At 71.5% G+C, this 12,771-nt stretch carries 14 protein-coding genes and 1 rRNA gene; 3 read left to right on the top strand and 12 right to left on the bottom strand.

What is annotated here, in order from left to right; genetic code table 11:
* From PKC53_RS17410 to PKC53_RS17385, 6 genes are all read right to left on the bottom strand, one after another.
* Positions 1–795, bottom strand: a 16S ribosomal RNA gene (locus PKC53_RS17410); the annotation flags it as partial.
* Between the two features lie 385 nt (positions 796–1,180).
* Complete coding sequence (ptsP, locus tag PKC53_RS17405) at positions 1,181–2,935, bottom strand: phosphoenolpyruvate--protein phosphotransferase (protein WP_324430914.1); 1,755 nt, start codon at positions 2,933–2,935, stop codon at positions 1,181–1,183.
* Positions 2,936–2,986: 51 nt separating this feature from the next.
* Positions 2,987–3,256 carry an HPr family phosphocarrier protein gene (locus PKC53_RS17400; RefSeq protein WP_324430913.1) on the bottom strand — a complete coding sequence of 90 codons (270 nt, stop codon included), beginning with the start codon at positions 3,254–3,256 and terminating at the stop codon, positions 2,987–2,989.
* Positions 3,225–3,677, bottom strand: a complete 453-nt coding sequence (locus tag PKC53_RS17395) for a PTS fructose transporter subunit IIA (protein ID WP_324430912.1) — start codon at positions 3,675–3,677, stop codon at positions 3,225–3,227. The genes PKC53_RS17400 and PKC53_RS17395 overlap by 32 nt, the downstream gene beginning before the upstream one ends.
* A gap of 22 nt (positions 3,678–3,699) precedes the next feature.
* Complete coding sequence (locus tag PKC53_RS17390) at positions 3,700–4,956, bottom strand: MFS transporter (protein ID WP_324430910.1); 1,257 nt, start codon at positions 4,954–4,956, stop codon at positions 3,700–3,702.
* A gap of 79 nt (positions 4,957–5,035) precedes the next feature.
* Positions 5,036–5,557, bottom strand: coding sequence for a hypothetical protein (locus PKC53_RS17385; RefSeq protein WP_324430909.1), 522 nt, complete (start codon positions 5,555–5,557; stop codon positions 5,036–5,038).
* 197 nt (positions 5,558–5,754) lie between these two features.
* Between PKC53_RS17385 and PKC53_RS17380 the strand changes: the two genes are divergently transcribed.
* Entirely contained in the window at positions 5,755–6,873 is a 1,119-nt protein-coding gene (locus tag PKC53_RS17380) for a hypothetical protein (RefSeq protein ID WP_324430908.1), read from the top strand.
* Positions 6,874–6,889: 16 nt separating this feature from the next.
* On the opposite strand, the gene PKC53_RS17375 is transcribed toward PKC53_RS17380, so the two are convergent.
* Complete coding sequence (locus PKC53_RS17375) at positions 6,890–7,579, bottom strand: DUF4197 domain-containing protein (protein WP_324430907.1); 690 nt, start codon at positions 7,577–7,579, stop codon at positions 6,890–6,892.
* On the opposite strand from PKC53_RS17375, the gene PKC53_RS17370 reads away from it, so the two are divergent.
* The gene (locus PKC53_RS17370; protein ID WP_324430906.1) at positions 7,578–8,099 is read left to right on the top strand and encodes a TlpA disulfide reductase family protein; all 522 of its coding nucleotides are present in this window, start codon (positions 7,578–7,580) and stop codon (positions 8,097–8,099) included. The two genes, PKC53_RS17375 and PKC53_RS17370, sit on opposite strands and share 2 nt — an antisense overlap.
* A gap of 73 nt (positions 8,100–8,172) precedes the next feature.
* On the top strand, positions 8,173–8,532 hold the full coding sequence (locus PKC53_RS17365) for a carboxymuconolactone decarboxylase family protein (RefSeq protein WP_324430904.1): 360 nt from the start codon (positions 8,173–8,175) through the stop codon (positions 8,530–8,532).
* Positions 8,533–8,595: 63 nt separating this feature from the next.
* On the opposite strand, the gene PKC53_RS17360 is transcribed toward PKC53_RS17365, so the two are convergent.
* The 5 genes from PKC53_RS17360 to PKC53_RS17340 form a co-directional block, all read right to left on the bottom strand.
* Complete coding sequence (locus tag PKC53_RS17360) at positions 8,596–9,225, bottom strand: ABC-type transport auxiliary lipoprotein family protein (RefSeq protein ID WP_324430903.1); 630 nt, start codon at positions 9,223–9,225, stop codon at positions 8,596–8,598.
* A complete protein-coding gene (locus PKC53_RS17355; protein WP_324430901.1) occupies positions 9,222–10,253 on the bottom strand; it encodes an MlaD family protein in 1,032 nt (343 codons plus the stop codon). Before PKC53_RS17355 ends, PKC53_RS17360 begins: the two co-directional genes overlap by 4 nt.
* Positions 10,243–11,010 carry an ATP-binding cassette domain-containing protein gene (locus tag PKC53_RS17350; RefSeq protein WP_324430899.1) on the bottom strand — a complete coding sequence of 256 codons (768 nt, stop codon included), beginning with the start codon at positions 11,008–11,010 and terminating at the stop codon, positions 10,243–10,245. Before PKC53_RS17350 ends, PKC53_RS17355 begins: the two co-directional genes overlap by 11 nt.
* Positions 11,010–12,134, bottom strand: coding sequence for an ABC transporter permease (locus PKC53_RS17345; protein ID WP_324430916.1), 1,125 nt, complete (start codon positions 12,132–12,134; stop codon positions 11,010–11,012). Before PKC53_RS17345 ends, PKC53_RS17350 begins: the two co-directional genes overlap by 1 nt.
* A gap of 58 nt (positions 12,135–12,192) precedes the next feature.
* Positions 12,193–12,771 (bottom strand): lipoyl synthase (locus PKC53_RS17340; RefSeq protein ID WP_324430897.1); only part of this gene is annotated, 579 nt, incomplete at its 5' end.

The following is a 12,771-nucleotide window of genomic DNA, read 5'->3' as shown; positions in this document are numbered from 1 at the left end:
CTACCAGGGTATCTAATCCTGTTTGCTCCCCACGCTTTCGTGCATGAGCGTCAGTACAGGCCCAGGGGACTGCCTTCGCCATCGGTGTTCCTCCGCATATCTACGCATTTCACTGCTACACGCGGAATTCCATCCCCCTCTGCCGCACTCCAGCCTTGCAGTCACAAAGGCAGTTCCCAGGTTGAGCCCGGGGATTTCACCTCTGTCTTACAAAACCGCCTGCGCACGCTTTACGCCCAGTAATTCCGATTAACGCTTGCACCCTACGTATTACCGCGGCTGCTGGCACGTAGTTAGCCGGTGCTTATTCTTCAGGTACCGTCATTACGCCGAGGTATTAGCTCAGCGCGTTTCTTCCCTGACAAAAGCGGTTTACAACCCGAAGGCCTTCTTCCCGCACGCGGCATGGCTGGATCAGGGTTGCCCCCATTGTCCAAAATTCCCCACTGCTGCCTCCCGTAGGAGTCTGGGCCGTGTCTCAGTCCCAGTGTGGCTGGTCGTCCTCTCAGACCAGCTACGGATCGTCGCCTTGGTAGGCCTTTACCCCACCAACTAGCTAATCCGGCATCGGCCGCTCCAATAGCGCGAGGCCTTGCGGTCCCCCGCTTTCACCCGTAGGTCGTATGCGGTATTAATCCGGCTTTCGCCGAGCTATCCCCCACTACTGGGCACGTTCCGATGCATTACTCACCCGTTCGCCACTCGTCGCCAGGTTGCCCCGCGTTACCGTTCGACTTGCATGTGTAAGGCATGCCGCCAGCGTTCAATCTGAGCCAGGATCAAACTCTTCAGTTCGATCTTGAAGTTTTGCTCAAAAACGGAATTGAAGTGAACTTCACTTCTGCTTCCATGAGCGTTTGCGGATCCGAAGATCCTTGGCACTCGCCTTCAAACGCCCACGCTTATCGGCTGTATCTTGTTAAAGAACGGCGCCTTGCGGCGCGGCTGCTTCGTCAGCAGCGAAGACCAAGATTCTGACGTGTTTTCCAAACCCCTGTCAAGCGCTCGGCTTTCACTTCGTCGCAGCGGCCGCTTGGCGATCCGCGCTCGATCAGTGCTTGGCACCGATCAACGAAGCCTTGCACTATAGCATCCTTTTCGCCAGGCGAGGAGCTGCCTCACTCGCCCGACCCTTTGGCTTGACGCGCTGGGCCGCCGCGCGCGCAACCCGGAGCCGCGATCAACCGGCCAGGCGCGCCCACTCGCCGGCCGGGTCCTCGGCGAGCAGCAGCAACGGTAGCAGTGCGGCGACTCGGGCCGCGTCGGTGCGCAAGATCCGTTGCTTGACCGCGGCGATCTGCGCCGGATGCATCGAGAAGCTGCGCAATCCCATCGCGAGCAACAGTTCGGTGAACGCGGTGTCTCCGGCCATCTCGCCGCACACGCTGACCGGCTTGCCGCTGGCGCGCGCCTGCGCAATGACGTCGGCGATGAGACGCAGCACCGCCGGGTGCCAGGGTTCGAACAACGGCGCGACCCTTTCGTCGGCCCGATCGATGGCCAGCGTGTACTGGATGAGGTCGTTGGTGCCGATCGACACGAAGTCGACCAGCGGCAGCATCGACGGCAAGGTCAGCGCAGCCGCAGGCACTTCGATCATGGCGCCGACCTCGATGTCGTTGAAAGCCCGCCCGGCGTCGGCGAGCTGTTGCTTCGCGCGCTCGACGACGTCCAGCGTCTGGCGAATCTCGCGCGGGTGCATCACCATCGGCACCAGCATGCGCACCCTGCCATGCGCGCTGGCGCGCAGGATCGCGCGCACCTGCTGGCGGAACATCGCCGGCTCGGACAGGCTCCAGCGGATCGCACGCCGACCAAGCGCCGGATTCAACGAGTGTTCATGGCGCAGTTCCTGCGCGGACATGCGGTCGAGCGGCTTGTCGGCGCCGATGTCGACGGTGCGAATCGTCACCGGCAGCCCGCGCATCGCCTCGACGGCCGCGCGATAGGCTGCGTACTGCTCGTCCTCGCCGGGCAAGGCGCCGGCGCGGTTCATGAACAGGAACTCGCTGCGGAACAGCCCGACCCCGACGGCGCCGGACTCGAGCGCCGTCGGCGCGTCGGTCGGCAGTTCGATGTTCGCGAGCAGTTCCACCGGCTGGCCGTCGAGCGTGACGGCCGGCGTGAAGCGCAAGCGGTGCAAGCGCGCACGCTCGAGTTCGATCTGCCGCTGGCGGAAGCGATACTCCTCGAGCACGATCGGCGACGGGTTGACAATCGCCACGCCAGCGTCGCCGTCGATGACCAGCCAGTCGTCCTGCCGGATCACCCGGCTGGCCTCGCGCGCGCCGACGACCGCCGGGATGTCCATGCTGCGCGCGACGATCGCCGTGTGCGAGGTCCGGCCGCCGACGTCGGTGACGAAGCCGGTGAAGATGCTGCGCTTGAACTGCAGCAGGTCCGCCGGCGCGATGTCGCCCGACACCAGCACCAGCGGGTCCTCGCCGGCAAAGTCGCGCGCCAGCGCCGTCGGGGCCGCCGGCGCCGCGCCCGCGGCGCGCGTCAGCGCGCGCAGCAGTCGTTCGGTCACCTGTTCCAGGTCGGCCTTGCGCTCGCGCAGGTAGTCGTCCTCCATCTCGTCGAACTGGCGCGCGACGACCTCCAGTTGCGCCGACAGCGCCCACTCGGCGTTGTAGTGGCGCTCGATGATCCACTGCTTGGTCGGCTCGGTCAGCGCCTCGTCGTGCAGCAGCATCAGGTGCACGTCGAGCAGCGCCGCCAGCTCGGGCGGTGCCTCGGGCGACAACTCGGCCTTCAGCGTGCTCAGCTCCTGCGAGACGGCGTCGCGCGCGTGCCGCAAGCGCTCGACCTCGGCGCCGACCTCGGCCGCGCCGATGAAGTAGTGCGCGACGTCCACTCGACTCGACGCGACGAGCACCGCCCGTCCGATCGCCACCCCGCGCGAGACCGGTAGGCCGAAGATCTGGATGCTCATGCGGCCAATGTAGCAGTGCACCGGCGAGCGCGGCGCGCAGGTGCCGCCGGGCTACTCGCCTTCGCCGAAACGATCGTCAACGAGCCCGCGGATCGCCGCCGCGGCGGCCTGCTCGTCGGGGCCGTCGACCTCGAGTTCGATCTCCGCGCCCTGCGCGGCGGCCAACATCATCACGCCCATGATGCTCTTGGCGTTGACGCGCCGGCCGTTGCGGCTCATGTGCACGTCGCTCGCGAAGCCGCTCGCGAGCTTCGTCAGCTTGGCCGACGCGCGGGCGTGCAGGCCGAGCCTATTGCTGATGGTCAGCGTGGTTCGGATCATGGGACGTGTCGCGCCTCGGCTGCAGCTGCGGCGTCGGCGTCGACAGCTGCATCACGCCCTGCTGCCCCGCCGACACTGCCGCGGCGACCAGCTGGTCGAGCGGGTCGTGGATGTGGTCGACGACCTTCCACAGCATCGGCACGTTGACGCCGCTGACGACGCGCACGGCGACGCCGTCGGCGGCCAGCATCGCGCCGTTGCAGGGAGACGCCGCGAACACGTCGGTGAGCACGAGCACTTGCGGCTGGCGCATGTGCACCAGCAGCGTGCGCACTTGGTCGCGGATCGCGTCGAGCCCGCGCAGCGCCGGCGGCACGTCGAGCACCTCGATCACCGCATCGGGGTTGATGCCGGTGTGGCGCGCGACCGCCGCCAGTGCCGAAGCCAGCGGTGCGTGGGCGACGATCAGCAGTGCAGCCATGGAAGCGGCGGATTATGCGCAGTCACGATGCGACGTCGGCCCGCGTGCATCGCGGCGACACCGTGCCGTGCCGAAGAAACCACAGGTACGACGCCGCGCAGGCCACGGCGAAGACCGCGAACGCTGCCTGGAACGACGGCACGCGCGCCCAGCCCCACGCCTGCAACGCGTCGATCAGCAGCCCGATGCCCCATTGAACGCAGAACACCCCGGCGAAGATGACCAGGTTGTACGCCGACAGCGCGCGTCCGGCGCGTGTGCGATCGAAGGCCTGCCCCACCGCCGGCTGGGCCAAAGTGACGAAGGTGCACGACACGCACCACAGCGCCCACGCCGGCGCCGCGCTGCGCTCGCCCAGGGCCACCACCGCAGCCAGCGTCACCAGGCTCAGCGGCACCCCGACCCTGATCAGCCGCAGCGCATCCCAGCCGCGGCGCATCAGCCGGGGCATGCACAGCCCCCACGACAGGAACGCAAACAGCATCGACAGGTTGATCAGGAACAGGCCGCGCGCGGCATCGTGCGGCGCGTGGCCGGCGACCTCGGTCAGCCAGGGGCCCGCCCACAGCGACTGCATCGCCACCAGGCCGCCGTAGTGGAAGAAGCCCATCGGCAGCAGGCGCAGGAACATCGGGTGGCCGAAGATCTCGCGGTAGCCGCCGTGCGGCGCCGCCTGCGGTGCCACCCCATGGGCCGGCGCGTCGCGGGGCACCAGCAGCACGATGCCGGCGATCGCCAGCGCGAGCAACGCCGCCAACAGCCAGAACAGCCCGCGCCAGCCGATCAGCGGCAGCAACGCCTGCACCGGCACGGTCGACGCCAGCATGCCCAGCGAGCCGGTCATCAGCATCCACGAGTTCGCGCGCAACTGCAGCGCGGGGCTGAAGCGGTGGCGAAAGCTCGTCAGCGGCGCCATCAGGCAGGCCGCCACGCCCACACCGATCAGCATGCGCGCCAGCAACAGCGCAGCGAAGCCGCGCGCCATCGCGAACGCCGCGCAGGCCAGCACCGCCACCGTCATGAAGGTCACCAACACGCGCTTCGGGCCGTAACGGTCGAGCGCGCTGCCCAGCGGCAACTGCATCGCCGCGAAGCCGAAGAAGTAGGCGCCGGCCAACAGGCCCAGGTCACCGGCGCCCAGGCCGAGTTCGGCGCTGAACGCGGGTGCCAGCGTGGCCGTCACGGCGCGCAGCAGCGCCGAGAAGAAGTAGGCGAAGGCGAAGCTGAGGAAGATCTGCGCCACCATGCGCCACGCCAGCCGCGCATCCGGGGCGCTCACCCAGCGCCCTCCGGCTCGCGGCGGGGCGGGCGGCATGCAACTGACCGGGCGCCGAGGTCGGTCCACCGAGCCAGGGCGTTCACGAACTGAACTCGACGCTGTCGAAGAACGCGGCCGTCGCGTCGGCCGACGGGCTGGCACCGATCACGGTGGCCTGGAACACGAGCGTGCCCTTCGCAAAGGTCAGCACCTGTTCGTGCACCGCGCTGCCGTCGGGCAGCCGGCCGGCGAGCCTCCAGCGACGCGCCTGCGGATTCGGCGTCATGCCGCGGACCTGCCAGGCCTCGCCCTCATCGGCCTGCGCGGCGACGTTGGCTGCAGCCGACGCGGCCAGCGCCTGCAGCGCCGAGGTCACCCGGGCCGGATCGACGACGTCACCATGAGTCAGCGCATAGGTCGTGCCGTCGGCGGCGCAGGCCAGCAGCGTCAGTGCGACCGCGTCGCCGGCCAGCGGCACCGAACGCGTCAGGCTCACCGGCTTGCACGGGAACATCAGCCTTGCACCGGTGCCCGGTGGACGCACCTCGCGCCAGTCCAGCGCCGGCGAGCAGCCGGTCAGCCCCGTCAGCGCGACCGCCGCGCACGCCTTTGCCCACGTCATTAGAAACATTATCGGCCGCGCCCCGCTGGTGCGCCGCAAGGCCGCACGGCGCCCCCCCACGCGTGCCGATGCGTGCGGAAATGCACGCCATTGGCGCATAGTGACATCGACGCCGGTGACGCTGCGCGTTACCTTTCGACACATGCCGACGCGACGTTGCGCGCCGGCATGCACACTCACAAGAGCAGGCAGGAGGCATGGACTTGTCGCAACCGCGCGCGGTGTCGGCGCTGGCCGGCGCCGAAGACGCCGACCACTGGGCAGCCCTGTTCGCCCAGGTCGGCGCCGAGGTGGCGATGCCGCTGACGGCTGCGCTCGAGCGCGTGCACAGCTTGCGCGACGGCGGCGCCCATGCCGACTGGCATGTGCTCGCGACCAGCCTGGCGCAGGCGCGCCGCGCCGCGATGGTCGCGCAGCAACTCGCACGTCTGGTCGACAGCGCGGTGCGACAGAACCCCGAGCGCCTCGATCTGGCGTCGCTGCTCGGCCAGGTCGTCGCGGAGGTCCAGCCGCGCGCCCGCGCGCGCGGCACGCCGTTGCTCGAGAGCGCGCGCGCGGCCACCGTCGTCGTCGACGCGTCGCTGATGTACGCCGCGCTGCACGCGATGCTCGACTGGGCGTTGGCGCACAGCTGCTCAGCGCTGCATCTGGGCATCGACCACCGGCATTGGCCGGTGCGCGCGCGGCTGCACCTGCGCTTCCGCCACCGCCCTGATGACGAGGTCGACGACCCGAAGGCGCCGACGCACATCGCGGCGCTCGACACGCTCGACTGGCAGCTGCTGCGGCACGGCGCCCAGGCGATGGGATTGCTGCTCGAACGTGCCGACACCGCCTGCGGTTGCCGCCTGACGCTCGAGTTCCCGCGCACCGTGCACGAGCCGATCGACGGCGTCAGCACGCTCGAGATCGACACCGGCTTCGGTTCGACCTTCGGCACGCGCGCGCTCGCCGGGCACCACGTGCTGGTGCTCAGCGCGCGGCGCGAGCTGCGCGCGGAGGTGCGCGACGCGCTGCGCCCGCTCGGGCTGCTGACCGACTTCGTCAGCTCGGTCGACAGCGCGCGCGAGTTCTGCCGCGGCGGCGCGCCGCACGCGCTGGTCTACGACGCGCAGCTCGAAGCCGAGAGGCTGCGCACGCTGCACGCCGAGCTGCGTGCGATCGAACCGGCGCCGGCGCTGATCGAGGTCGCCGACCACGGTCCGCGCTACCAGGCGTCGCCGTTCGACGCCGCCGGCATCGCCCGCGTCGGGCGGGCGACGCTGGCCGATGGGCTGTCGGCGGCGCTGATGTTCGAGCTGATGAAGCCGGCCTGACCCGCGGCCGGCGCGCTCAGCGGCCGAACACCTGACGCAACAGTGCGCTGCCGGTGCCCACCGGGTCGCGGCGGATCCGGCGCTCCTCGTCGCCGATCGCGCGGTACAGGCCGTCGAGTGCCCGGTCGGTGACGTAGGCCTCGACGCTGGCCTCCTCGCGCCGCAGCAGCCCCGTGCCGGCGACGCGCGACGCCACCGCGTCGTACTTCTCGGCCAGCGCGTGGCGGCGCGTCGCGCCGTCGACGATGGGACGCAGGCGAGGGGTCAGCGCCGCGCGCGTCTTGCGCTCGAAGAACTGCGTCACCGCGGTGTCGCCGCCCCGCACGATACCCAGCGCGTCCTCGACCGACATCGAGCGCACCGCGTCGCGCAGCAGGTCGAGCGAGCCCGCCACCGCCGTCTCGGCGGCGCGGTTGATCGCCAGCACCAGATCGTCGACGCGGCGTCCCTGGCCGGTGGCCTTCATCACCTTGGCCGCGGCGTCGAGCGCCCGCGGCAACCCGATGCGCCGCGACCGGTCGCCGTAGAAGCCGTCGGTGCGACCGAGCAGCGCGACCGCCGCCACGGCGGCGCGCTCGAGCGCGACGCGCACGCCGGCGGCGGCGTCGGCCTCGGTCAGCGCCCGCGCCGGCGGGGCAAGACCCGCCGCCGCGATGGCCAGCAACGCTGCCGTAAACTGCCTGCGGTCGCCCGAGTCGCCCGTCATGAAGTTCTCCCGCCCGCTCGTCTGGATGCTCGCCGCGCTGATTGTCGCGGCGGTCGGCGCGCTGGCCTGGCGCAGCCTCGCACGCCTCGAGCCGGCGCCGCAGGTGACGTACACGCTGCTCGACGGCCAGCGCGTGAGCAGCGACGACCTGCGGGGCAAAGTGGTGCTCGTCAACTTCTGGGCCACCAGCTGCGTCACCTGCGTCAAGGAGATGCCGCAGATCGCGGCCACTCACCTCAAGTTCCGCGACCGCGGCTACGAAACGGTGGCGGTGGCGATGAGCTACGACCCACCGGCTTTCGTCGCGCGCTTCGCCGAGACGCGGCAGCTGCCGTTCGCGGTGGCCATCGACAATACCGGCGAGATCGCACTGCGCTTCGGCGACGTGCGGCTGACGCCGACGACCTTCCTGATCAATCGCCGCGGCGAGATCGTCAAGCGTTACGTCGGCGAGCCCGACTTCGCGGCGCTGCACGTGCTGGTCGACCAGCTGCTCGCTGCCGACGCACCGGCCGGTTGACCGGCATCACGCGACGCAGCGTGCGTTGCGATACGGTGGCGGGTTTCGACAGCTTCCCGCCGCGGACACCACGATGACCACCTCCTCGTTCCCCGACCTGACCCAGCAGATCTCGCGCCAGCTCGCGCCGTACCGCAAGTCGCAGGGTGCGACGCTGCAGGGCTTCTCGGCGATGGCCTCCGGCGCCTTGGCCGACGGCGCGCTCGGCGAGAAGCACAAGGAGCTGATCGCGCTGGGCATCAGCGTCAGCCAGCGCTGCCCCGCGTGCATCGGCTTCCACACCAAGGCGCTGCAGCGGCTCGGCGCGACCCGTGCGGAGTTCGAGGAGGCGCTCAACGTCGCCGTGTACATGGGCGGCGGCCCGTCGCTGATGTACGCCGCCGAGGCGCTGCAGGCCTGGGAACAGTTCGCCGCGGCCACCCCCGCCGCGTGATCGCCCCCTGATCGCGACCTGGTCGCCGGCTGACCGCGCCCTGGGCTGCGCCCAGCCACGGCCTCAGCGCCGCGCCGCGTCGGCCAGCGCCTGCTCGAGCCAGGGCACCAGTTCGTCGAACGCCGCCGCGGTCGCGCGCGACAGCCCGCGCGCCGCGCCGCGCGCGTCGGGCTGCGTCGTCGCCACCGTGGCGGTGAAGCGCCGCTGCGCCACGCGCGTGCGCTCGCGGCGGTCGACCAGCTCGGCGTCGAGCACCAATCGCGCGCGCGAGGCGTCTGCGCTCACGTCGTGGTGCAGCGCCTCGACGCGCAGCACCAGCGCCCAGTCGGCGCGCTGCGCGTCGACGTCGAGCGACACCGCCGCCGCGACGCCGCGCGCCTGCAGCCGCTGCTGCAGCAGCCGCGGCAGCCGGCGCAGCGGGCGTTCGGTCCACGACGCCAGCCGATAGAAGGCGAACTCACCGGCCCGCGGCGAGTAGGCGATCGAGGTCGTCTCGGCCATCGTGTCGGCCGGCAGTGCGCCGATCCGCAGCGCGTCGACCAGCGGCGTCTCGCGTCGCGCAGGCGCAGGCGCAGGCGCAGTCGCCGCGTCGTCGAGCGACAGGTAGGCGTGCGGCGCGACGACGCCGTCCGGGCCGAGCGACACGCATGCCGCCAGCAGCAGCGCCGTCGCGAGCGCGAGCAGCGCCCTCACGGCGGCGCCTCGCCGGGGCCGAGCTGCGACGCCGCCGGGCCGAGCAGCGCGGCACGCGGGTCGCGCAGCAGGTCGAGCACGTGCGTGGCGGCCTCCACGCTCAGCCGCAGTTCGGTGGTGGCCGCCGCGAGCCGGTCGTCGACGCTCGCCGCGGCGTCCTCGAAGCGCCGCGCGCTCGCCACCGTCTGGCGCTCGATCGCCGCCAGCGCACCGCGAGCCTCGGCCAGCGCGAGGTCGACCTGCGCCAGCGTGCGTTCGAGCCCGTCGCCGGCCTTCACGCTGGCCGCTGCCACCTGCGCGCCGGCGCCTTCGACGGCCACGGTCATGCGCCGGGCGGCGTCGTCGCCGACCGCGGCGAGCCGCTCGCCGGCCGCGGCCAGCCGCGTGGTCGCACCACCGATCGCCGTGGCCGCGCTGCCGACCTGCCGCATCGTCTGCTCGAGCGTGGTCATGCGCGCGCTCAGCCCGTCGGCGAGTTCGCGCAGCGCGCGCAGCGTGTCGATCAGCGCATCGCGGTTCTCGCGCGCCAGCAGCCGGTTGACGTTGTCGAGCGCGTCCGACGCGAGCTCGCCGACTTCGCTGAAGCGCCCGGTGATCGCGTCGATGTCGGAGCGCCCTTCGGCGATCAGCGGCAGTTCGTCGCCGGCGCCGGCGCGCAGCGGCTCGCCACCCGGGCCGCGGTGCACCAGGTTGACCGCCGCGAGCCCGGTGACATAGTTGCGCGAGATCACCGCCACCGTCTGTGAAGTCACCGGCACGTGGCGGTCGACGCGCACGACCACACGCACGCGCTCGACGCTGCCGTCGGCCAGCGCGTAGGCCTCGACGCGGCCGACCTTGATGCCGCGCAGCTTGACGTCGGCGCCGACCTCCAGCCCGTCGAGCGCCTGGCGCTCGAAGTGGATCGCGTAGTTCGCGAAACGGTCGCGCGCGCCGACGTTCTGCAGCCACACCAGCGCGCCGGCCAGCGCCACGACGAGCAGCAGCACCGCGAGGCCGACGTAGGTGTAGCGGGCTTCAGCCTCCACCGTTCGAACCTCCTTCGACCATTGTACGGACCGAGAAGTAGTCGCGGATCCACGCGTCGTCGACCGCCAGCACGTCGTGCACCGCGCCGTCGGCGCGCACGCGGCCACCGGCGAGCACGATCAGCCGGTCGGCCACCGTCAGCAGCGTGTCCAGGTCGTGCGTGACGAGGAACACCGTCACCCCGAGGTCGTCGACCAGCGAGCGCACCAGGCGGTCGAAGCCGCGTGCGGTGATCGGGTCGAGCCCCGAGGTCGGCTCGTCGAGGAACAGCACCTCGGGCTCGAGTGCGATCGCGCGCGCCACCGCGGCGCGCTTGCGCATGCCACCCGACAGCTCGCTCGGGCGCTTCGCGCCGGCCTCGCGCGGCAAGCCCGCCTGCGCCAGCCGCAGCGCGACCAGCGCGTCGATCGCGTCACGGTCGAGCCCGGTGTGCTCGGCCAGCGGCACCGCGACGTTCTGCGCCACGGTCAGCGAAGAGAACAGCGCGCCGTCCTGGAACATCATGCCGAAACGCCGGCGCAGCGCGTCGACCGCGGGCGCCGGGGCGCCCCACACGTCGGTGCCGAGCACGCGCACGCGCCCGTCGGTGGGCCGGTGCAGCCCGATGATCTCGCGCAACAGCACCGACTTGCCCGTGCCGCTGCCGCCGATCAGCGCCACCAGCGAGCCGCGCGCGACGCCGAACGACACGCCGTCGTGCACCGTCTGCGCGCCGAAGCGCGTGACGATGCCGTCGACCTCGATCACCGCGTCCATCACCAGCCCAGCGACTGCAGCAGCACCGCGAACGCGGCGTCGAGCAGGATCACCGCGACGATGCCCTGCACCACCGTCGAGGTGGTCGCCGCGCCGACCGCGCGCGTGTCGCGCGCCACCGTCATGCCCATGCGCGTGCCGATCAGCGCGATGACCAGCGCGAACACCGGCGCCTTGGCCAGCCCGACCAGCACGTGTCGCACCTCGAGCGCCTCGCGCAGCCGTGCGAGGAACACCGGGGGTGTCAGGTCGAGCATCGGGCCGGCCACCGCCATCGCGCCGACCAGCGCCATCACGTCGCCGACGAACACCAGCAGCGGCAGCACCAGCATCAGCGCCAGCACGCGCGGCAGCACCAGCACCTGCATCGGCGACAGGCCGAGCGTGCGGATCGCGTCGGTCTCCTCGGTCAGGCGCATCGCGCCGAGCTGCGCGGTGAACGCCGCACCCGAGCGCCCGGCGACGATCACCGCGACGATGATCGGCGCGAACTCGCGCGTCGCGCCGATCGCCACGCCGTCGACGACGAACACGTTGGCGCCGTACTTCTCGGCCTGCAGGCCGAGCAGGTAGGCGATGACCACCCCGATCAACGCCGTGACCAGCGCGACCACCGGCAGCGCGTCGAGCCCGGTGTGCTCGAGCTGAACCGTCAGCTCGCGCGAGCGCAGCCTGCGCGGCTGACGCAGCAGCTCGCCGAAGGCCAGCACCGTGGCACCGAAGAAGGCCAGGTGGCCGTGCAGCAGCGTCGCCAGCGCCAGCGTCTGCCGGCCGACGTGCTCGAGCACGCGCCGCGGGCGCGGCGGCGGCAGCGGCGCCGCCGCGTCGACGTGGCTTTCCACCTGCTCGACGACACGCCGGTGCGCCGGCGCGAAGCCGGTCCACGTCGGCGCGGCGGCGCCGCCACGGCGCAGCGCGCGCAGCAGCGCCAGCGCCGCCGCCGAGTCGATCTCGGCGAGCGCGCTGCCGTCGACGGTGACGCCCAGCGCCCCGCCGGATGCCCACGCGATGCGGCGCAGCTCGGCGTCGATGGCCGCCAGGTCGCGCAGTCGCCACGCCCCCTGCAGGCGCAGCCGCACGGCCGCGGGATCGCGGTCGACGGTGATCCAGCGCGGTGCGTCCATCCTCACCTGCGCATTGTGCGCAGCGGCCCGGCGCCGCCGGTCGGGCGCCGCCCGGCGGTCAGACCGCGGCCGGCACGCCCGCGGCGTGCGCCTGCCGGTCGGCGTGGTAGCTCGAGCGCACCAGCGCGCCGACGGCGGCGTGCGTGAAGCCCATCGCGGCGGCTTCGCGCTCGAACATCGCGAAGGTGTCGGGGTGCACGTAGCGGCGCACCGGCAGGTGGTGGCCGCTGGGGGCCAGGTACTGGCCGATGGTCAGCATGTCGATGCCGTGCGCGCGCATGTCGCGCATCACCTGCAGGATCTCGTCGTCGGTCTCGCCCAGGCCGACCATCAATCCGCTCTTCGTCGGCACGCCGGGCACCGCGTCCTTGAACTTCTTCAGCAGGCTCAGGCTGAACGCGTAGTCCGACCCCGGGCGCGCTTGCTTGTACAGGCGCGGCACCGTCTCGAGGTTGTGGTTCATCACGTCGGGCGGCGCGGCCTTCAGGATGCCCAGCGCGCGGTCGTCGCGGCCGCGGAAGTCGGGCGTGAGGATCTCGATGCGCGTGGCCGGCGAGCGCTCGCGCACCTGGCGGATGCACTCGACGAAGTGCGCCGCGCCGCCGTCGCGCAGGTCGTCGCGGTCGACGCTGGTGAT

This window comes from Azohydromonas sp. (assembly GCF_035325925.1).
Taxonomy (GTDB): domain Bacteria; phylum Pseudomonadota; class Gammaproteobacteria; order Burkholderiales; family Burkholderiaceae_C; genus Calidifontimicrobium.
Note: the sequence above shows the minus strand (reverse complement) of the source record. Positions and strands in the feature narration are given on the sequence as shown.